The organism is Frigoribacterium sp. NBH87 (genome assembly GCF_014217665.1).
Taxonomy (GTDB): domain Bacteria; phylum Actinomycetota; class Actinomycetes; order Actinomycetales; family Microbacteriaceae; genus Frigoribacterium; species Frigoribacterium endophyticum.
Window position 1 is genome coordinate 1,377,472 of record NZ_CP043650.1, and the last position, 20,355, is coordinate 1,397,826.

Genomic DNA, 20,355 nt, shown 5'->3' on the forward strand with positions numbered 1-20,355 from the left:
GCGGCCGCTACCAAGTGCGGCGGCTGTTGCCCAGGACGGTCATCGGGATGCCGAACGACGCCGTCATCAGCACGATGCCGGCGAAGAAGACGAGCGCGTTGGGCTCGCCCGAGCCGAACGAGTACGCGAAGAGCGCGAAGCTCACGAAGAGCAGGACGATCGATCCGATCGCGGTCAGGATGTTGGTCATGGTGGCTCCTCGTCGTCACGGGCGGTGGCGCGCGGCCGACGCCGCCCGTCTACTTCACCACGTCGCCGTCGCCCGCGCCAATCCTGCGCCGAGCCTCGGCGGTGCGCCCCGCAGCGCCCGCGGCGAGCGCCGTGGTCGGTAGGATGGCCGAGCCCGCCGCCTTGGCGCAGTCCGGTAGCGCAGTGCTCTTGTAAAGCGAAGGTCGTCGGTTCGAATCCGACAGGCGGCTCCCCCGGCCCCGTGCCCGCCCTCCGGCGGCACGGGGCCTCTCCCGTCCCCCGCCGCTCCTCCTCCTCCTCCTCCTCCGCGGCACCGTCCGTCGTCGACCGGGGTACAGCGATGCCGACAGACCCCGTCGCGCACCCCCGCGCGAGGGCGACCCGAGCTGGGGCTGACGGCCCCCGGCGGCACGGAGCACGCTGGGAGCACGCCAGGGACCCGACCTCCCCGGCGTGAGCTCCTCCCCCGGCACGTCGTCACGACCCGCTCCTCCCGAGCCCCGCGACCCGGTCCACCCGCTCCACGCGCACCCGCTTGCCCTTCCCACACGCCACGGAAGGGTCCACCACGCCATGAACACCCGTCACCACCGCCGGGGCATCCCGGTCGTCGCCGCCGTCACGGCGGGCCTCGTCGTCGCCACCGGCCTCGTCGCGGCGAGCACGGCCAGCGCATCGGCCGCCACCACGACCCTCGACGCGGCCGCCGCCTCCACCACCCTCGTCACCGGCGACCTGCCCGGCTGGAAGCAGGTGCTGAAGGACGACTTCAGCACGCCGCTCGCCGCCGGCTCGTTCCCCGGGCCGTACGCGTCGCAGTGGATGACGTACGACGGGTTCCCCGACACGTGGAAGATCGGCGCCTACGACGCCGACACCCTCTCCGTCAGCGGCGGGCTGCTCGACATGCACCTGCACACGGGCGCGGACGGGGTGCCGCGGTCGGCCGCGCCGATCCCGCTCGTGAACGGGCAGTGGGGCGGCCAGACCTACGGGCGCTACTCGGTGCGCATGCGCGCCGACGCCCTCCCGGGCTACGGCACGGCCTTCCTGCTCTGGGACGACGAGAACGTCTGGGCCAACGGCGAGATCAACTTCCCCGAGGGCGGGCTCGAGGGCACCACCCACGCCTACAACCACCAGCTCGGCACCCCGTGGAACAACGACCTCGTGCACGACACGGGCGTCTCGTACCAGGCCTGGCACACCTACACGATCGACTGGACGCCGGGGCGCATCAGCTACCTGCTCGACGGCGTCACGGTCGCGACGACCACGACGAACGTCCCCCGCACGCCGATGCACTGGGTGCTGCAGACGGCGACGGACGGCACGAAGCCGGCCGCGTCGGTCGACGGCCACCTGCAGATCGACTGGGTGTCGCAGTACTCCTACGCACCGTCGACCGCGACCAACGCGCCGGTGACCGCGCCCGCTCCGACTCCGGCTCTGGCTCCGGCTCCAGCTCCGAAGCCCACGCCCACGCCCACGCCGACTCCCGCGCCCGCCCCGACTCCCACGCCCGCCCCGAAGCCGACCCCCGCGCCGGCGCCGGCCCCCAAGACCCTGACGACCACGACCCCGACGGTCAGGGGCGACGTCAAGGTGGGCTCCACCCTGCGGGCGAGCGCCGACGGCTGGACCCCGGGCACGGCGGTCACCTGGTCGTGGCGCGTCGACGGCACCCCGGTGCCCGGCGCGACCGGCAGCACCTTCCGCGTCAGGGCCGGCGACGTCGACCGTCGCGTCACCGTCGTGGCGACGGGGTCGGCGGCCGGCTACACCACCGCCTCCCGCACCTCCGCGTCGCTGCTGGTGCTCCCGACGACGTACTTCAGCTGCGGCGCCCTGAACTCCGAGCACCCCGCCGGCGTCGCGAAGAACACCAGCGCCCGCGACCAGGTCGGCACGCGGACCCTCGCCCAGCCGGCCGGGACGACCGTCTCGGCGACCGTCTACGCCGCGAACTCGAGGCTCGACGTCGACCGCGACGGCCTGGTCTGCGAGCGCCGCTGACCGGCGCCCGCCCGGGGCGCTAGCCCTCGAGCTCGCGCAGCAGGGCCGGGAGGCCCCGCAGCAGGGCGTCCCGCTCGTCGCCGTCGAGGCCCGCGATCATCGCGGCCTCGGCGGCGACCTGCACGTCCAGGGCCTCGGCGAGCCGTCGGCGCCCCGGCTCCGTCGGCACGACGAGCCAGCCGCGGCCGTCGGCCGGGTTGGCCTCCCGGGCCACGAGCCCGGCGTCGAGCAGCACGCGGAGGCGCTTGGTGACGGCCGGCGCCGACAGCAGCGTCTCGTCGGCGAGGGCCGTCGGGGTCAGGGGCGCGTCGTGGCGGACGAGGGCGGCGAGCACGTCGAAGTCGGCCCGCCCGAGCCCCAGGTCGCGCAGCAGCTCGTCGCTGCGCCGCTGGATCAGGCGGCCCAGGCGCGTCACGCGGCCGACGACGAGCAGCGGCGACACGTCGAGGTCGGGCCGGAGGCGCCGCCAGCGGTCGTGGACGCGCTCGATCGCGTCGGGTCCGGCGGTCTCGACGCGGCCGGGGTCGGCGGGGCCGGGGTCGGCGCGGGCGGGGGCGGCGGGGCTCACGCGTCGAGGGTACCGGTGGTTCACGGGTAAACTACCGACGACCATCTAGTTCACCAGTGAAGCAGTTCGACGACGAACGCCCACCGTCGTCGAGAGGACCCCCGTGGCACCGTCCCGCCCCGAGCCCGCCGCCAGCCCCGCCCCCGGCGCTCCCGTCGCGCCCTCCTCCCCCGTTCCTCCCCCTGCCCCGCCCGCCCCCGCCGCCCGGCCGGCCGTGCTCCCCCGACCTCGCGACTTCGTGCGCCTCGGCCCGCACGACGGCGCCCACGTGCCGGCCGCGCGGGTCGCCGTCAGCGTCGTGCTCCCGCTCGTCGTGCTCGCGGCAACGGGCCACCTCGCCTGGGCGCCCTACGCCGTGTTCGGCGCCTTCGCGTCGGCCTTCGGCCGTGGGCTGCCCGTGGGCCCGCGGCTGCGGATGCAGCTCGAGGCCGGGGCCGTCCTCGTCGCCTGCGTGCTGCTCGGCGCCGTGCTCTCGACGAGCGGAGCCGACGTCGTGCTCGTCGTCGTCGTCATCGCGGCGGTCGCGGGCCTCGGGTCGCTGATCGCCGACGTGCGGCGGTGGGCTCCCCCGGGGCCCCTCTTCCCCGTCTTCGGGCTCGGCGTGTGCGCGTTCCTGCCCGCTGCCTCCTCGTCCGTGGGCGTCGCCGCGGTGGTCGCGCCGGCGAGCCTGCTCGTGGCGCTGGCGTCGTCGGCGGCCGTGCTGCTGCTGCCCTCCGGCCGACGGCGGGACCGGGCCGCCCGCACCCGTTCGGTCGCGCCCGCCCCGGCCCTCGACCGTCGTCGGGCGCTCCTGCACGCCGCGGTCTGCCTCGTCGGCAGCCTGGTGGCGGGCCTCGTCAGCGTCGCGCTCGGCTTCGAGAACCCGTACTGGGCGATGGTGTCGGCGGTCGTGCCGGTGGTCGGCCGGGCCACGTCGACCCAGCTCGTGCGGGCCGGCCACCGGCTCGTCGGCACGCTGCTCGGCGTGGGCGTCGCGGCCGCGCTGCTCGCGCTCCGCCCCGGGGAGGTCGGCCTGATCGTCGCCTTCGGCGTGCTGCAGTTCGCCGCGGAGCTCGTCGTCGCCCGCAACTACGGGCTGACCCTGCTGTTCATCACGCCGATGGCCCTCGGCATGCGGGCCCTGGCCGGGCCGGTCGACATCGCGCCGCTGGTCGTCTGGCGGGCCGTCGACACCGGCGTGGGCGTCGGCGTGGCGGTGCTGCTGCTGCTGGCGACGCACCGGCTGCGGCGGGCGGCCCTGCCGCCGGCGGCTGCGCCTGTCGCGGCGACGGCGACTGCTGCGGCTGCCCGCCCGGCGCCGAGTCGGACGAGCTAGCCCTGGCGGACTGCCTCGCGGCGGCCGTCACGGCCCCACCAGACCAGGTCGGCGACGCCCTGGGCGATCAGCGCGACGGCGACCACCATGACGATCACGGTGGTGCCGGGTGTCTCCCGGTCGCTCGCGAGGGTCAGCACCTGCACCACCAGGCCGAGCAGCCCGACCGCGATCTCGAGCGCGGGCGGCAGCACCGACCCGGTCTTGGTCAGGGTGAACCAGGGTCGGCGCAGCTCGCTCATGCCGACGACCGTAGTCGACCCGACGGGGAGCAGGGCCCCGGAGGCGCGGGCCGGGTCGGCCCCGTAGCCTGGCCCCGTGAGACGGAAGACTGTCGAGATCGACCCCGACGTGCCGAACTGGCTGCTGACGAAGCAGGGCGGCCTGGTGCGCCCCGTCGTCACGATCGTCTGCGCGCTGCTCGTCGCGGCGAGCATCGTCGCCGCCCTGGCCGTCGGCGGTGGATCGGTGACCGTCGTCACGGTCGTCGTGCTGCTCGCCGTCGCCGGGGCCGTGGTGTGGGCGGTCGCCGACCTCGTGTGGTGGTCGCGCGACGACCGGCGTCGCGTCGTGAAGCTGCCCCGGGGTCCGCGCACCTGATCGACCCGGGCGGCTCGGCTCTGCTCCGGTGCCCTCGACCGCGGCCACCCGCGGGGCGGTCCCGCTTCGCTGATCCACTCCGGAGTGGAGGAGCACCGTGTCGCCGTCACGACTCGCGGACGACTCGCGGACGACTGTTCCACTCCAGAGAGGAGGAGCCTTCTCGGCGACCACTTCTGCTCCGCCCGACGGCTGAGCACCGCAGCGCAGACGTCGGCGGGGCCCGCGGGACGCACCGTCGCGGTCGGCAGACCCGTGCCTCCCCTGCTCGGTCCATGCCCTGATCGGCATGTCTGTGCCCCGGCAACCTGGCAACCGCCCAGCGACGACAGCCGTAAAGTAGGCGGGATGCACCCTCGCCGTGCACCCGACGCCCCGGCCCCCGACAGCCCCTCGCTCGCTCGTGCCCGGACGACGGTCAGGCGAGACGCGCACCGTCGCGACACAGACCCAGCACGACCCAGCACGACCCAGACACAGCACGACCCAGAACAGCACGCCCAGACACAGCCAGCCCAGGCACAACTCGACAGGGAGCCCCGTTGACCGGAGACGCCACGAGCGGCAACGCCACGACCCGCCACAGCAACGTCGCCCTGCTCGCCGTCACGAGCACCATGGCCGACCGGGTCACGACCTCCGCGAGCATCGACGAGAAGCTCCGCCCGGTGCTCAAGCGCCTGAAGCTGCCCACCGGCCTGCTGCAGCGCGTCGCCGGCGTGCACGAGCGCCGCAACTGGGGCGCCGACCAGAGCTTCGACGACGCCGCCGTCGACGCGGGCAAGCGCGCCATGGCCGAGGCGGGCATCCGGCCCGACCAGGTGGGCCTCCTGATCAACACCTCCGTCACGCGGCCGCACCTCGAGCCCTCCGTCGCCGTGCGCCTGCACCACGGGCTCGGCCTGCCGTCGTCGGCCACCAACTTCGACATCGCGAACGCCTGCCTCGGCTTCGTGAACGGCATGACCCTCGCCGCGCAGCTGATCGACGCCGGCCAGATCGAGTACGCCGTGATCATCGACGGCGAGGACGCCGACGACGTCCAGGTCAACACGATCGAGCGCCTGCTCACCAAGGGCTACGGGCGCGACGACTTCATGAGCGAGTTCGCGAGCCTCACGCTGGGCTCCGGCGCCGCGGCCGCCGTGCTCGGCCGCGCCGACCGTCACCCCGAGGGCCACCGCATCGTCGGCGGCGTCACGCGCGCCGCGACCGAGAACTACGACCTCTGCGTCGGCAGCGTCGACGGCATGTTCACCGACGCGAAGGCCCTGCTCAAGCGCGGCATGGAGCTCGTCGTCAGCGCCTGGCGCGAGGCGAAGCGCGACTGGGAGTGGCAGGGCATGGACCGCTACATCATGCACCAGGTCAGCGACGTGCACACGGGCGCCTTCGTGAAGGCCGCGGGCATCGACCGCGGGCGCGTCCCGCTCACGTACCCGACCCTCGGCAACGTGGGCCCCGCCTCCATCCCCATCACCCTCGTCGAGGAGTCCAAGACCCTCTCGAAGGGCGACCGTGTGCTGCTGATGGGCGTGGGCTCGGGCATCAACACGGCGATGATGGAACTCGCCTGGTGAGTCGCCTCCCCCGCGCCGCCCGGGCGACGTCGCCCGCGACGCTGCCGCCCGCGGGGCTCGACGGGCTCGACCCGGCGTGGTCCCGTCTCGTGACCGTGCCCGCGGGCACCGCAGGCACCGGGGGCGAGGGCCGCGCCGGAGGCGCGGAGCCGGTCGACCGCACCTGGCACCTCCTCGACACGGCCGGCTCGCTCGAGGCGCTCGGCGTCGAGCCGGTCGGCACCGTGCTCTGTGTGCACGGCAACCCGACCTGGTCGTACCTCTGGCGTCGTCTCGCCGCCCGCACCCTCGCGACCGCCGCCGCCGGCGGTGCCGCCTGGCGCGTGGTCGCCGTCGACCAGCTCGACATGGGCTTCTCCGAGCGCACCGGCGTCGAGCGCGGGCTGCCGCAGCGCGTCGCCGACCTCTCGGCGCTCACCGAGCACCTCGGCCTCGCCGGGCCCGTCGTCACGCTCGGCCACGACTGGGGCGGCGTCGTCTCGATGGGCTGGGCCGTCGACCACCCCGAGCTGCTCTCGGGGCTGATGCTGCTCAACACCGCGATCCACCAGCCCGCCGACGAGCCGATCCCGGCTCCGCTGCGGCTGACGCTCGCCCGGGGCGTGCTGGGGCGGGCGACCGTCGCCACGACCGGGTTCCTCGACGTGACGCTGGCGATCGCGCACCCGCGCCTCCCCCCGGAGGTCGCCGCGGGCTACCGCGCGCCCTACCGCGGCGCCGAGCGGCGCGGCGGGATCGGCGGCTTCGTCGCCGACATCCCCGTCGACCAGCGCCACCCGAGCCGGCCCGAGCTCGACCGCGTCGCCGACGCCCTGACCCGCCTCGACGTGCCCGCGCTGATGCTCTGGGGCCCGCGCGACCCGATCTTCGGCGACCGCTACCTCGACGACCTCGTCGACCGCCTCCCGCACGCCGACGTGCACCGCTTCGAGGGCGCCGGGCACCTCGTCGCCGAGGACGTCGACTACGCGTCCGCCGTCGAGACCTGGCTCGGCGACCGCGTCACGGCCGCCGTGCCCTCGGCCGCCACTGCCGCCGCGGCGAGCGACGTGCAGGAGGCGCCTCCCGCCGCTCAGGACCGCCCGCTCTGGCACCACCTCGACACTCTCGCCGAGAGCGACGACACCGCCCTGATCGAGATGGTGCCGCACGGCGCGGCCCGCGCCTCCGGCCCCCGTCGGGTGAGCTGGCGGCTGCTCAGCCGTCGCGTGACCGAGATCGCCCTCGGGCTGCGGAAGCACGGCGTCCGCCCCGGCGACCGCGTGTCGCTGCTGGTGCAGCCCGGCGCCGACCTCACCGCCGTGCTCTACGCCTGCGTGCGCCTCGGCGCGGTGGTCGTCGTCGCCGACGCGGGCCTCGGCGTGCAGGGGCTGACGCGGGCCGTCCGCGGCTCGTGGCCCGACCACGTCATCGGCCAGCTGCCCGGCCTCACCGCGGCGCGCGCGCTCGGCTGGCCCGGCCGGGTCGTCTCGACCCAGCGGCTGTCGCCGGTGGTCGCGGCCGCCCTCGGCGTCGAGACGTCGCTGCCCGAGATCGCCGCGCTGGGTCGTCGGGCCGGCCGGGCCCTCGCCGAGCTGCCCCCGGCCCCCGCGGCCGACGCGCCCGCGGCGATCCTCTTCACCTCGGGCTCGACCGGGCCCGCCAAGGGCGTCGTCTACACGCACGGCCAGCTGACCGCGCTGCGCGACGCCCTCGCCGACCAGTACGGCGTCGGCCCCGGCACGGGCCTCGTCGCCGGCTTCGCCCCGTTCGCGCTGCTCGGCCCGGCCCTCGGGGCGACGAGCGTGACCCCCGACATGGACGTCACCTCGCCGCGCACCCTGACGGCCCGCGCCGTCGCCGCGGCGGCGGCCGCGGTCGACGCCACCGTCGTCTTCCTCTCCCCCGCCGCCCTCACGAACGTCGTCGCGACGGCCGACGCACTCGACGCCCGCGACCGCGCCGCCCTGGCCGGGGTCGAGACCTTCCTGTCGGCGGGGGCGCCCGTCTCCGAGCGCCTCCTCGCGGCCGCCGGCGAGCTCATGCCCGGGGCGACGCCGCACACGCCGTACGGCATGACCGAGGGCCTGCTGATGACCGACGTCACGCTCGACGGCGTCCGTGCGGCCGCGGTGGACCCCGCGGCGAACGGGGTGTGCGTCGGCGTGCCCGCGGCGACCACCCGCGTGCTGATCGCTCCCCTCGACGACCGGGGGCGCGCCTCCGACACGGCCTCCGACGCCCCCGGCGTCACGGGCGAGATCGTCGTCTCGGCGCCGCACCTGAAGCGCGGCTACGACCGCCTCTGGCTGACCGACCGCGCGAGCGTGCGCGGCGTGCCGGGTGCCGCCGCGGGCGCGTCCGAGCGCTGGCACCGCACCGGCGACGTCGGGCACCTCGACGACCGGGGCCGCCTCTGGGTCGAGGGCCGTCTGCCGCACGTGCTGACCACCGCGTCGGGGCCGCTGACCCCCGTCGCCGCGGAGCAGGCGGTGGAGGCGCTGGCCGACGTCGCCCGCGCCGCCGTCGTGGGCGTGGGGCCCGCGGGCACGCAGCAGGTCGTCGTGGTCGTCGAGACCGCCGCCCGCTCGCGCCGCCCGGGGCTGGCCGCCGCGCCGCTCGCCGCCGCCGTGCGCGAGGCCGTGCACGCCGCCGTCGGGCACCGCGTCGCGGCCGTGCTGGTCGTCCCCGACCTGCCGACCGACGTCCGCCACAACAGCAAGATCGACCGCGCGCGGCTCGCCTCCTGGGCCGGCTCGGTGCTCTCGGGCGGGCGGATGGTGCGCCCGTGAGGGTGCTCGTCGGCCGCCGGCCGGCTCACGAACGGGCGAGTTCGACACCACCGGGCCTGCGCGCACGCCCGACCTGGTCGCACACGCCCGCCCGGCCGACGCCGGCCCCGCCGACGCCGGCCGTGACGGGGCCGACCCAGTGAGGGTGCTCGTCACCGGCGCGAGCGGGCTGCTCGGCGGCGCCGTCGCCCGGGCCGTGGCCGACGCCGGGCACGACGTCACCACGTTCCAGCGCCGCGCCTCGGGCGTGGCGGGCGTCCGCGACGTCGCCGGCTCGATGACCGACCCGGCGGCCGTCGCCGCCGCGGTCGACGGGCAGGAGGCGGTCGTCCACCTGGCCGCGAAGGTCTCGCTGGCCGGTGCCCCTGCGGACTTCGAGGCCGTCAACGTGCACGGCACGAGGTCGCTGGTGGAGGCGATGCGCGCCTCCCGCGTGCCCCGCCTGGTGGCCGTGTCGTCGCCGTCGGTCGCGCACGGCGGAGCCTCGATCGTCGGCGACGACGCGGAGCCCGCCTCGCCCGAGCACGCCCGGGGCCACTACGCCCGCACCAAGGCCGCCGCCGAGCGGCTCGCCCTCGCCGCCGCCGGCCCCGACCTGCGCGTCGTCGCCGTGCGACCGCACCTCGTCTGGGGCCCCGGCGACACGCAGCTCGTCGAGCGCATCGTCGACCGCGCCCGCTCGGGCCGTCTGCCGCTGCTCGACCACGGCGCTGCGCTGATCGACTCGACCTACGTCGACAACGCCGCCTCGGGCATCGCCGCCGCGCTCGAGCGCGTCGACGCCGTGTCGGGCGGCGCCTACGTGCTGACGAACGGCGAGCCGCGCACGGTCGCCGACCTGATGGGCGGCATCTGCACCGCGGCCGGGGTGCCGGCCCCGCGCCTCCGCGTCCCGGCCGGGGTGGCCCGGGCCGCAGGGTCGCTGGTCGAGCGCGCCTGGGCCGTGCGCCCGGGCAGCGACGAGCCGCCGATGACACGCTTCCTCGCCGAGCAGCTGTCGACCGCGCACTGGTTCGACCAGCGCCGCACGCAGCACGACCTGCGCTGGGCGCCGGCCGTCGACCTCGACGAGGGCCTGCGCCGGCTCGCTGCCTGGTACGCCGCGGGGTCGCCCGCCGTCTGACCGCGCGGTGCGGTGCGGTGCGACGCGGTGCGGTGCGACCGCGCCGACGACGAACGAGGTGCCCCGATCGGGGCCGTGAGCTGTGCCCAGGGCCCAGATCGGGGCACCTCGCTGTGAGCTAGATGACTCCCTCGCTCCAGGCGTCGGGGTTGCCGAAGCGGTGCGCCGTGATCGACACGGCCTGCTCGCGGAGGAACGGCAGCAGCTCGAGCCGGCCCGACGGCGTCACCGGGGCCGCGAACACCGCGACGGCGGGGTCGCCGCCGAGCGCGGAGGCGAGCTCCGAGGCCGCCGAGGCAGCAGGCACGGAGGCAACGGGCACCGAGGAAGCAGGCACCGAGGAGGCGCCTCCCGCGTCGCGCACTCCGGTCACCAGCCGCACGCGCTCGGTCTGCACCGCACCCGCGCGCACCCGGTCGTGCCAGGTCGCGTCGTCCTCGACGACGAGCGAGCCGGCCGCGAGGCCGAGGGCCGGGGCGAGCCCGGCGGGCAGGCCGATCGACGTCGACACGGTGAGCGGAGCCCCGGCACGGAGCCCGGCGAGCAGCACCCGCACGGCGTCGGCGGGCGAGGCCCCCTCGGCGACGCGCACGGTCACCGGAAGGGCGCGGTAGCGCAGCAGGTCGCGCTCGAGGCCCAGGGCGCTGACGTCGCGGGCGACGCCGAACTCGTCGGCCCAGTGCTGCTCGTCGGAGGCGGCGGCCGCGGCCACCGCCGCCCGCTGCGCGGGGTCGGCGAGCAGGGGCGCCGCGGCCGAGAGGGCGGCGGAGACGGCCTGGCCGGGCCGCGCCTCCTGGGGGCCGGTGAGCTCGCCGGGCGTCCACGACCCGAGGTGCACGAGGTAGTTCGGCCCGCCGGCCTTGGCCCCGGCGCCGACCGACGACTTCTTCCAGCCGCCGAACGGCTGGCGGCGCACGATCGCCCCGGTGATGCCGCGGTTGACGTACAGGTTGCCGGCGTCGACCCGGTCGAGCCAGGTGCCGAGCTCGGCGGCGTCGAGGGTGTGCAGCCCGGCCGTGAGGCCGTAGTCGGTCGCGTTCTGCAGCTCGATCGCCTCGTCGAGGGTCTCGGCCGTCATCACGCCGAGCACGGGCCCGAAGTACTCGGTGAGGTGGAACTCGCTGCCCGGGCGGACGCCGGCGCGGATGCCGGGCGTCCACAGCCGGCCGGCGTCGTCTAGCTGCCGCGGCTCGACGAGCCACGACTCCCCCGCTCCGAGCGTCGTGAGGCCGCCGAGCAGCTTGCCCGCGGCGGGCTCCACGATCGGGCCCATCTGCGTCGTGGGGTCGGTCGGGTAGCCGACGCGCATCGTCGAGGCCGCGTCGACGAGCTGACGGCGGAACCGCTCCGAGCTGCCGACCGACCCGACGAGGATCACCAGGCTCGCCGCCGAGCACTTCTGCCCCGCGTGGCCGAAGGCCGACTTGATCACGTCGCCCGCGGCGAGGTCGAGGTCGGCGCTCGGCGTGACGATGATCGCGTTCTTGCCGCTGGTCTCCGCGAGCAGCGGGAGGTCGTCACGCCACGAGCGGAACAGGGCGGCGGTCTCGAAGGCCCCGGTCAGGACGACGCGGTCGACCGACGGGTGCGCGACGAGGTGCCGGCCGAGCTCGCCCTCCTCGACGTCGACGAGCCGCAGCACGTCGCGGGGCACGCCGGCCTCCCAGAGGGCCTCGACCATGACGGCGCCGCAGCGCTTCGCCTGGCCGGCCGGCTTGATGACGACGCTGCTGCCCGCGGCGAGCGCCGACAGCACCGAGCCGGCCGGGATCGCGACGGGGAAGTTCCACGGCGGGGTGACCACCGTGAGGCGCGCGGGCACGAACTCGGCGCCGTCGACCTCGTCGAGCTGCTCGGCGAGGTGGGCGTACCAGGTGGCGAAGTCGACGGCCTCGCTGACCTCGACGTCGCCCTCCGCGATCGTCTTGCCGGTCTCACTCGCGGCGACCTCGATCAGGTCGGCCCGACGGGCGCGCAGCGAGGCGGCCGCGCGGCGCAGCACCTCGGCGCGGCCGCGCCCGCCGAGCGCGGCCCAGCCGGGCGCGGCGGCGACGGCGCCCGCGACGATCTCGTCCACCTTCGCGGCGTCCGTGACGCGGGCCGCCTCGATCGCGGCGGTGCCGAGCGTGCTGGTGCGGGCCCTGCCGAGGATCTCCCGGCCCCACGCCCGGTTCGCGGCGAGCGCCGGGTCGGTGTCGGGCTCGTTCTCGAAGGGGGCCGAGGCGTCGGCGACCGGCTCCGGGGAGGCGCCCCGCGCCTCCTCGAGGCGGCTCTGGACCCGGTGGGGCGCGGGCACGACGCCGTCGACCTCGGCGAGCGAGGCGAGGAACCGGCCCTCCTCGCGGGCGAACAGGGCCTCGTTCGAGGCGAGCTCGAAGACGGCCGACATGAAGTTCTCGCTCGACGCGTTCTCCTCCAGCCGGCGGATCAGGTAGCTGATCGCGACGTCGAACTCGCGGGGGTGCACGACGGGCGTGTACAGCAGCAGCCCGCCGACGTCGGCCTTGACGAGCTCGGCCTGGCCCTCGGCCATGCCGAGCAGCATCTCGAACTCGACGCGGTCGTGCACGCCGCGCGCCGTCGCGAGCAGGTGCGCGAAGGCGATGTCGAAGAGGTTGTGGCCGGCGACACCGACCTTCACCGCGCGCGTGCGCTCGGGCGTGAGCGCCCAGGCCAGCACGCGCTTGTAGTTCGTGTCGCTCTGCTGCTTCGTGCCGTAGGTCGCGAGCGGCCACTCGTGCAGGGTCGCGTCGACGGTCTCCATCGCGAGGTTGGCGCCCTTGACGACGCGCACCTTGATCGCGGCGCCGCCGGCGTCGACGCGGGCCGTGGCCCACTCGGTGAGGTGCTGCAGGGCGCCGAGCGCGTCGGGCAGGTAGGTCTGCAGCACGATGCCGGCCTCGAGCCCGCGCAGGCGCGGCTGGTCGAGGAGGCGCGTGAAGACCGCGATGGTCAGGTCGAGGTCGCGGTACTCCTCCATGTCGAGGTTGATGAACTTCGGCCGGGCGGAGCGGGCGGCGAGCTCGTAGAGCGGGGTGAGCTTCTCGACGACGCGCCCGACGGTCTCGTCGAACGCCCACATCGAGAGCTGGCTGACGATCGACGACACCTTGATCGAGACGTAGTCGACGTCGTCGCGGGCGAGCAGGGCGCGCGTGCCGGCCAGGCGGTGCTCGGCCTCGCCGTCACCGAGGACGGCCTCGCCGAGCAGGTTGAGGTTGAGGCGGGTGCCCTCGCGCTTGATCCCGGAGATGGCGGCGCCGAGCTTCGCCGGCCGGGCGTCGGCCACGAGGTGGCCGACCATGCCGCGCAGCACGCGGCGGGCGACCGGCACGACGACGCCGGGCAGCACCGGGGCGAGCACGCCGCCGCAGCGCACGGCGAGGCGCATGTACCAGGGCAGGAAGGCCGGCACGCGGTGCGCGAGGCCGGCGAGGTTGCGGGCGGCGACGCTGAGGTCTTCGGGGCGGACCACCCGGTCGACGAAGCCGATGGTGAACGCGAGGCCCGACTCGTCCTTGAGCACCTGCGCGAGAAGCTGGGCCGAGCCGGTGCTGGGGGCGTGCGACGCCTCCTGCGCCCAGCGGCGGGCGAGGGCGACGGAGGCGGCGCCCAGGTCGGCGGGCAGGGCCGGCGACCCGGCGGGGGCGGCGCTGCCGGCCGCGGGGCTCGTCGTCGAGGGAGCGGAGGACGGCCCGGCCGTCTGGTCGAGGGAGGTCATGCGAGAACGGTACGACCAGAACTTGCCACCTGGCAAGGTTCGTCACGAGACCGTAACGTGGGGCGGGTGTCGGGGGCACCGACGGGGACGCAGCTCGTCGCGAGGCCGTGACGTGGCGCGGCGACGAGCCGTCCACAGCCGACGGATCGTCACTGGCGCACGGCCCCGCGGGCTGATATTTTGCTGCCCAGCACGGGACCGCACCGAGGCGTTCGGTGGCGGCCCGGCGACCGGCGGAGGCCACCATGGCGATGATCGAGGCGCGGGGCCTGACGAAGACGTACCGCTCGAAGTCCGGGCCGGTGCACGCGCTCACCGGGCTCGACCTCGTCGTGCCCGAGGGCACGGTGAAGGCGCTGCTCGGCCCCAACGGCGCGGGCAAGACCACGACGGTGAAGATGCTCACCACCCTCGAGGTGCCCGACGCGGGCACGGCGACGATCGCGGGCATCGACGTCGTCGCCGACCCGCAGGCCACGCGTCGCACGATCGGCGTCTCGGGCCAGTACGCGGCCGTCGACGAGAACCTCACCGGCTTCGAGAACCTCGACATGATCGGTCGGCTCTACCACCTGGGCGCGAAGGTGTCGCGGCAGCGGGCCCGCGAGCTGATCGAGGTCTTCGACCTGAGCGCCGCCGGCGACCGCCCGGTGAAGGGCTTCTCCGGAGGCATGCGACGGCGCATCGACCTCGCGGGCGCCCTCGTGACCAACCCCCGCGTGCTCTTCCTCGACGAGCCGACGACGGGCCTCGACCCCCGCAGCCGTCTGGCCCTGTGGGAGATCATCACGTCGCTCGTCGCGGGCGGCACCACGGTGCTGCTGACCACCCAGTACCTGGAGGAGGCCGACCGCCTCGCCGACGACATCGCCGTCATCGACGAGGGCCGCGTCATCGCGGAGGGCACGGCCGACCACCTCAAGGCGCAGGTCGGCGGGCACCGGCTCGTCGTCGCGCTGGTCGACGAGGCCCGCTCCGGCCAGGCCGCCGAGGTGCTGCGGCGCCACGGCGACGCCGAGCCCACGGTCAGCGGCGACGGGCGGCAGGTCGAGGTGGCCGTGACCGACGGCCCCACGGCGCTCCAGAGGTCGTTGGCCGACCTGGGCGCGGCGGGCATCGAGCTGCACGACGCGGGGATGCGCCGCCCCACCCTCGACGACGTCTTCCTCCAGCTGACCGGGCGGAAGGCCGTGGCCGACGACGACTCCCCCGACGACGCCGGCGCCCCGACCGGCCGGAAGGGCCGCTCGGCCCGGGAGAAGGAGGCCCGCCGATGACCGCCACGGCCCTCACCCAGACCCTCGTGCCGTCGTCGAGCGCCGGGCTCGGCACCTGGGCGTCCGACGGCTGGACGGTGACGAAGCGCAACCTGATCAAGGTGAAGCGCTCCCCCGACATGCTGATCTTCGCCGTGCTGCAGCCGATCATGTTCGTCCTGCTGTTCAGCCAGGTCTACGGCGGCGCCATCTCCGTCGAGGGCACCGACTACACGCAGTTCCTCATGGCGGGCATCTTCGCCCAGACCGTGGTCTTCGGCTCGACCTTCTCCGGCGCCGCCATGGCGCAGGACTTGAAGGAGGGCATCATCGACCGCTTCCGCACCCTGCCGATGAGCGCCTCCGCCGTCCTCATCGGGCGCACGAACAGCGACCTCGTGCTGAACAGCATCTCGATGGTGATCATGATGCTCACCGGGCTGGCCGTCGGCTGGCGGGTGAACGCCTCGCCCCTGTCGTTCGTCGGCGGGGTGGCCCTGCTGCTGCTCTTCAGCTACTCGTTCAGCTGGGTGATGGCCCTGCTCGGCATGAGCGTCAAGACGCCGGAGACGATCAACAACGCGTCGTTCATGATCCTCTTCCCCCTCACCTTCATCTCGAACGCGTTCGTGCCGAGCGACACCCTGCCGACGGTGCTCCGCGTCTTCGCGGAGTGGAACCCCGTCTCGGCGCTCGTGCAGGCCGCCCGTCAGTCGTTCGGCAACGTCGGCAGCACCCCGGTGCCCGACATCTGGACGCTGCAGCACCCCTACCTCACGGTGCTCGTCGGCATCGGGGTGATGCTCGTCGTCTTCGTGCCGCTCGCGGTGCGGAAGTTCCAGCGGATCAGCTCGAAGTAGGGCTCAGGGCCGGGCAGGAGTCGCGGGCCGGCCGGGCGCGTCGCCCGCGTCGCGGTCGGCGACCTCGGCCCGCACGGCGGCGTCGAGCTCGTCGGTCGACACCGTGAGCACGGTCGCCACGACGAGCCTCATCGTCTCGGCGACGTGCACCTCGTCGCGGCGGTACAGCCACTGCAGCTGCAGGCCGTCCTGCACGGCGAGCACGACGCGGGCCGCGGTCTCGGCGGTGAAGCCGTCGCGCAGCCAGCCCCGGCCCTCGGCGACGCCGAGGTACGCCGACGTCGACGACACGATGCGGTCGTAGTGGTCGGCGTAGTAGTCGTGGGCGGGGTGGTCGCTCGACGTGGCCTCGGCCGAGGCCGTGATGAACAGCGAGATCACCGCGGGCACGTCGACGTTGTACTCGGCCAGCTCGACGAGCTCGGCGAGGCGCATGCCGCCGACGTCGTCGAAGTGCTGGCGCAGCCGCTCGTCGCGGCGGCGGAGGACCGCCATCAGCAGGGCGTCCTTGGTCGGGAAGTAGTGCATCAGCGACTGGTGAGAGACCCCGCACTGCCGGGCGACCTCGCGGAGCGACGCGCCGTGGAACCCCACCTTGCCGAACACCGGCAGGGCGGCGTCGAGGATGGCCTCCCGCTTGGCGATGCCCTTGCGGTAGCGGCCCGGCGTGCGGGCGACGGGGTCGTCGGTCTCGGCGCTCATCGCGCCCAGCCTAGGTCGGGTACCCGCGGGGCGACGGCGTGTGACGTCGCGGGAGGTCGAGGGCGGCGGGCACGGGCGGCGGCCGGGGGCGAGGTGGGCGCGGGCGCCGGGCGAGGACGGGCCGCAGGCCCCGGGGGGAGCTCGCGGCCGTCGCGCGTAGAGTGCGCCGGGTGAGATGGTCGCTGCTGCGCATCCCGGCGTTCCGCGCCCTGTGGGTCGGGCGGCTGCTGTCGTGGGTCGGCAGCGGGCTCGCGCCCCTCGCCCTCGTCTTCGCGGCGATCGACCTCGGCGCCGACGCGGTGGGCGTCGGCCTCGTCGTCGCCGCCCGCTCCGTGCCGAACGTCGTGCTCGTGCTCGTGGGAGGCGCGGTGTCCGACCGCCTGCCCCGTCGCGTCGTGACCGTCGGCTCGTCGGTGCTCTCCGCCGCGTCGCTCACCGTGGCCGGCGTGCTCCTCCTCGCCGACCGCGAGACCCTGGTCACCCTCGCCGTCGCGGCGGCGGTCAACGGCGCCGCCGCCGCGTTCTTCGGCCCCGCGACGAGTGCGCTGCTCCGCGACGTCGTCCCCGACGAGGCCGTCCGCGACGGGACGGTGCTGGCGCGCACGAGCATGAACGCCGGCCTCGTCGTCGGCACGGCCCTCGGCGGCGCCGTCGTCGGGGTGTTCGGCACGGGCGCCGGACTGATCGTCGGGGCCGTGCTGTTCGGGGCGGCGGCCGTCGTGTTCGTGCGCGTCCCCGGGGGGCCGTCCCGCGCCTCCGGCGGGGCCTCGCTGCTGCGCGACCTGGCCGCCGGCGTCGCGTTCGTCTCCCGCTCGCGCTGGCTCACCGCGACCGTCGTGCTGACGTTCGTCTACCAGTTCGCGTTCGCCGGCGGGGTGCACGTGCTCGGCCCGCTGATCGCCGACCAGTCGTTCGGGCGCGTCGCCTGGGGGTTCGCCGGGGCCGTGCAGACGGCCGGGCTCGTCGTCGGCGCCGTCTGGGCGGGGTCGCTGCGGGGGCGGCTGCGCCTGGCCACCGCGGCGCTCGGGGCCGTCGCCCTCGTCGCACCGCTGATGCTGCTGGCGGGCACCCTGGTCGACCTGCCCTACGTGCTCGACCCGCCCCTGATCGACCCGCTGCACTGGTTCTTCTGGCTCTGCGTCGGGCTGTTCGTCGCGAGCGTGGGCCTCGAGGTCTTCACCGTGCCCCTCGACGTGGCCGTGCAGCTGCAGGTGCCCCGCTCGTACCTGGGGCGCGTCTTCGCCTGCCTGACGCTCGCCTCGCTCGCCGGGATGCCCGCGGGCGAGCTCGCCGTCGGGCCGCTGTCGCGGGTGATCGGCGAGCCGCTGACGCTCACCGCGCTCGCGGGGCTCGTGACGGTCGTCGCCCTCGCCGTGGCCGCGACGCCGCGGGTGCGCCGGGTCGACGCGCCGCGCGTGCCCGCCGGGCGTGCCGACCCGGCGGACGCGGGCCCCGCGGACGCGACGGGGGCGGCCCGACCCTGAGGTCGGACCGCCCCCGTCGTGGCTGGGTCAGCGGTAGTCGCCGCGGACGATGGCCTCGGCGTACTTGCGCACGTCCGGGCCGGGCTCGTAGTCGATGAAGCGGCCCTTGAGGCGCTCGTTGAGGGCCGCGAAGGCGTCCTCCCACGAGTCGCCCTCGCCGGTCTCGGCGGCCACGTCGCGGACGGCCTCCTGCAGCACGCGGTCGGCGTCGGTGAGGATCTTGTCGCGGGCCTCGTCGTTCCAGACGACGTCGGTGAGGTCTGCCATGGTCTTCGCTCCTACTTCTTCGCGGCGGTAAGGGCGGACTCCTTGTGGGCCGCCTCCGACCCGGACTTGTCGGACTCGACGATGAAGTACGGCTCGTCACCCGAGGCCTTGAAGGTCTGGCCGTCGAACTCGAACTCCTTCACGCGCTTCTCCTTGACGGTGCCGTGGGTCTCGCCCTGCGGCGTGTTCCACGTCACATGGTCACCCTTGCTGAACGTCATCGTTGCCTCCTGGCTGGCGGCCCGGGGTCGAGCCGCGGGTCGGTGATGGTGCGGTGCCGTGCACGCTACGCCGCGCCTCCCCGGGGTTCTCGGCTCGTCGGGAGGAGGGGTACGGCCGGGCGCCCGGTGCCGACGACCCGAGCCCCGGGCGGCGGCCCGGCGGCCACCATCCTGCGGGCGCCTGCCGCCCCTGCCGACGCACGAACCCCGTTCCGTTCACCGCACCCCCGCAGGACGGGGTGCGATGAACGGAACGGGGTGCGCTGGCGCGCGGCGCGGCGCTAGCGGCTGCGGCGCGGGCGGCTGCGGCCGGTGCCGCGCTGGGGCCCGCCGCGGCCCTTGGCCGGCGTCTTCCCCTTGCCGGTGCCGCGCGGGTCGGGAGCCGACCCCTTGCGGGCCTTCGCCGGTGCGGGCTCGTCCTCGCGCCTCCTCGACCTGCTGCTGTTGGCGGTGCGGCCGCGCACGACGCCGATGAAGTCGTCGATGTCGTCGTCGAGCTGGCCGTCGGGCCAGACCAGCGCGATCGTCGTGGGGTCGAGGTCGGCGACGAAGCGGTGCGTGGTGCCCTTGACGCCGTGCAGGCGGGCGAGCGACTGCGGCATGACGGCGACGCCGGCGCCCGTGGCGACGACGGCCACGGCCTCGGCGAGCGAGAGGGCGGGGTCGAGGTCGTGGCGGTGCTCACCGTCGAGGTCGGCGAGCGCGACCTCCTCATCCTTGCCGAGCGCCGCGATCGGGTGCTCCTTGTGCACGACGACGACGATCCGCTCCTCGTAGAGGGGGATCACCGAGAAGTCGTCGCCGGTGGGCAGCGGCAGGCGGCCGAGCAGCATCACGACCGGCTCGTCGCCGCCGAGGGCCGCGAGGGGCTCGTCGCCGTCGACCTCGACGACGTCGAGGGGCAGGTCGCCGCGCCGCTCCTCCCACATCCGCGACCACTTCGCGAGCGTCACCCCGGGCACGAACCCCAGGCAGAAGGAGGCGCGGGTCGGCTCGGTCGTCATCGGCCCAGGCTACCGGTGCCCCCGTCGCGCACCGGCGGGCCCGCCGGGCCGCCCGCCGCCCTCGCCCGCCGCCCTCGCCCGCCGCCTCCTCCGCCGCCGCCGCCGCCCCCGTGACGAACCACGTCCTCGCACCGGAACCCCGCCGCGGCGCGGTTCCGGTGCGAGGACGTGGTTCGCGGCCGCACGGTGCCGGGCCGGTACCCTGGGCGGATGAGCGACGAGACCCCCCGCGGCAAGGCCCCGCAGACCCTGAAGCCCTTCACGGCCGCGAAGAAGCTCGGGGTGCACCTGCCGGCGACGCCCGAGTCGTTCCAGTCGACCCCGATCACGCGCGACGAGTTCGCCGAGCTCACGGCGAACCCGCCCGAGTGGCTGGCCGAGCTGCGCCGCACCGGCCCGCACCCCCGCCCCGTCGTCGCGCAGAAGCTCGGCGTCACCATCTCGGGCCTCGCCCGGGGCGGCGTCGAGGAGGCGCTGACCACCGACGAGATCCACGCCCTGCTCGAGCAGATGCCGGCCTGGCTCGTCACCGAGCGCGCCAACATGGCCGAGGTGCGCGAGGAGGAGCAGCGCGTCAAGGACCGCGACGCCGGCCGCGCCGCCCTCCGCGCCGAGCGCGACGAGGCGGAGCGCCGCGAGGCCGAGCGCTCCGGCAAGTAGGCAGACCCCGGCCCGCCC

General features: G+C 75.4%; 18 protein-coding genes and 1 tRNA gene. 11 read left to right on the plus strand and 8 right to left on the minus strand.

Features of this window, described 5'->3' with window-relative positions:
* Nucleotides 1-7 precede the first annotated feature (7 nt).
* Nucleotides 8-190 (minus strand): hypothetical protein, encoded by a 183-nt coding sequence (locus F1C15_RS06335; protein ID WP_056056995.1) that lies wholly within the window; start codon nt 188-190, stop codon nt 8-10.
* 155 nt (nt 191-345) lie between these two features.
* On the opposite strand from F1C15_RS06335, the gene F1C15_RS06340 reads away from it, so the two are divergent.
* Nucleotides 346-419: transfer RNA gene (locus F1C15_RS06340), tRNA-Thr, on the plus strand.
* Between the two features lie 343 nt (nt 420-762).
* On the plus strand, nt 763-2,205 hold the full coding sequence (locus tag F1C15_RS06345; RefSeq protein WP_185233653.1) for a family 16 glycosylhydrolase: 1,443 nt from the start codon (nt 763-765) through the stop codon (nt 2,203-2,205).
* A gap of 19 nt (nt 2,206-2,224) precedes the next feature.
* Here F1C15_RS06345 and F1C15_RS06350 read toward each other — a convergent pair whose 3' ends face one another.
* Nucleotides 2,225-2,773, minus strand: coding sequence for a MarR family winged helix-turn-helix transcriptional regulator (locus tag F1C15_RS06350; protein ID WP_185233655.1), 549 nt, complete (start codon nt 2,771-2,773; stop codon nt 2,225-2,227).
* Between the two features lie 103 nt (nt 2,774-2,876).
* On the opposite strand from F1C15_RS06350, the gene F1C15_RS06355 reads away from it, so the two are divergent.
* Nucleotides 2,877-4,088 (plus strand): FUSC family protein, encoded by a 1,212-nt coding sequence (locus F1C15_RS06355; RefSeq protein WP_185233657.1) that lies wholly within the window; start codon nt 2,877-2,879, stop codon nt 4,086-4,088.
* On the opposite strand, the gene F1C15_RS06360 is transcribed toward F1C15_RS06355, so the two are convergent.
* On the minus strand, nt 4,085-4,330 hold the full coding sequence (locus tag F1C15_RS06360; protein ID WP_185233659.1) for a hypothetical protein: 246 nt from the start codon (nt 4,328-4,330) through the stop codon (nt 4,085-4,087). The two genes, F1C15_RS06355 and F1C15_RS06360, sit on opposite strands and share 4 nt — an antisense overlap.
* Before the next feature lie 76 nt (nt 4,331-4,406).
* Here F1C15_RS06360 and F1C15_RS06365 point away from each other — a divergent pair, with 76 nt between their 5' ends.
* From F1C15_RS06365 to F1C15_RS06380, 4 genes are all read left to right on the plus strand, one after another.
* Entirely contained in the window at nt 4,407-4,688 is a 282-nt protein-coding gene (locus tag F1C15_RS06365; protein ID WP_185233661.1) for a hypothetical protein, read from the plus strand.
* Between the two features lie 617 nt (nt 4,689-5,305).
* On the plus strand, nt 5,306-6,268 hold the full coding sequence (locus F1C15_RS06370; RefSeq protein ID WP_156370250.1) for a 3-oxoacyl-ACP synthase III: 963 nt from the start codon (nt 5,306-5,308) through the stop codon (nt 6,266-6,268).
* Entirely contained in the window at nt 6,265-9,039 is a 2,775-nt protein-coding gene (locus F1C15_RS06375) for an alpha/beta fold hydrolase (RefSeq protein ID WP_255465518.1), read from the plus strand. Before F1C15_RS06370 ends, F1C15_RS06375 begins: the two co-directional genes overlap by 4 nt.
* A gap of 139 nt (nt 9,040-9,178) precedes the next feature.
* Nucleotides 9,179-10,162 carry an NAD(P)-dependent oxidoreductase gene (locus F1C15_RS06380; protein ID WP_185233663.1) on the plus strand — a complete coding sequence of 328 codons (984 nt, stop codon included), beginning with the start codon at nt 9,179-9,181 and terminating at the stop codon, nt 10,160-10,162.
* Between the two features lie 118 nt (nt 10,163-10,280).
* Here the strand turns inward: F1C15_RS06380 and F1C15_RS06385 are convergent, their stop codons facing one another.
* The gene (locus F1C15_RS06385) at nt 10,281-13,883 is read right to left on the minus strand and encodes a bifunctional proline dehydrogenase/L-glutamate gamma-semialdehyde dehydrogenase (RefSeq protein WP_185233665.1); all 3,603 of its coding nucleotides are present in this window, start codon (nt 13,881-13,883) and stop codon (nt 10,281-10,283) included.
* Between the two features lie 245 nt (nt 13,884-14,128).
* Here F1C15_RS06385 and F1C15_RS06390 point away from each other — a divergent pair, with 245 nt between their 5' ends.
* Nucleotides 14,129-15,160 (plus strand): ATP-binding cassette domain-containing protein, encoded by a 1,032-nt coding sequence (locus F1C15_RS06390; RefSeq protein ID WP_056057013.1) that lies wholly within the window; start codon nt 14,129-14,131, stop codon nt 15,158-15,160.
* Nucleotides 15,157-15,999 (plus strand): ABC transporter permease, encoded by an 843-nt coding sequence (locus F1C15_RS06395; protein ID WP_056057014.1) that lies wholly within the window; start codon nt 15,157-15,159, stop codon nt 15,997-15,999. The genes F1C15_RS06390 and F1C15_RS06395 overlap by 4 nt, the downstream gene beginning before the upstream one ends.
* A 3-nt stretch (nt 16,000-16,002) precedes the next feature.
* Here F1C15_RS06395 and F1C15_RS06400 read toward each other — a convergent pair whose 3' ends face one another.
* On the minus strand, nt 16,003-16,701 hold the full coding sequence (locus F1C15_RS06400) for a TetR/AcrR family transcriptional regulator (RefSeq protein ID WP_185233667.1): 699 nt from the start codon (nt 16,699-16,701) through the stop codon (nt 16,003-16,005).
* 170 nt (nt 16,702-16,871) lie between these two features.
* On the opposite strand from F1C15_RS06400, the gene F1C15_RS06405 reads away from it, so the two are divergent.
* Nucleotides 16,872-18,185 carry an MFS transporter gene (locus F1C15_RS06405; RefSeq protein WP_185233669.1) on the plus strand — a complete coding sequence of 438 codons (1,314 nt, stop codon included), beginning with the start codon at nt 16,872-16,874 and terminating at the stop codon, nt 18,183-18,185.
* Between the two features lie 27 nt (nt 18,186-18,212).
* Here the strand turns inward: F1C15_RS06405 and F1C15_RS06410 are convergent, their stop codons facing one another.
* The 3 genes from F1C15_RS06410 to F1C15_RS06420 form a co-directional block, all read right to left on the minus strand.
* Nucleotides 18,213-18,452 (minus strand): hypothetical protein, encoded by a 240-nt coding sequence (locus F1C15_RS06410; RefSeq protein WP_056057020.1) that lies wholly within the window; start codon nt 18,450-18,452, stop codon nt 18,213-18,215.
* Between the two features lie 11 nt (nt 18,453-18,463).
* Nucleotides 18,464-18,673, minus strand: coding sequence for a DUF2945 domain-containing protein (locus F1C15_RS06415; RefSeq protein WP_056057022.1), 210 nt, complete (start codon nt 18,671-18,673; stop codon nt 18,464-18,466).
* Between the two features lie 281 nt (nt 18,674-18,954).
* Nucleotides 18,955-19,677 carry a LysR family transcriptional regulator substrate-binding protein gene (locus F1C15_RS06420; RefSeq protein ID WP_185233671.1) on the minus strand — a complete coding sequence of 241 codons (723 nt, stop codon included), beginning with the start codon at nt 19,675-19,677 and terminating at the stop codon, nt 18,955-18,957.
* A gap of 210 nt (nt 19,678-19,887) precedes the next feature.
* Here F1C15_RS06420 and F1C15_RS06425 point away from each other — a divergent pair, with 210 nt between their 5' ends.
* Entirely contained in the window at nt 19,888-20,337 is a 450-nt protein-coding gene (locus tag F1C15_RS06425; RefSeq protein ID WP_056057024.1) for a DUF5997 family protein, read from the plus strand.
* The last annotated feature ends 18 nt before the right edge of the window (nt 20,338-20,355 follow it).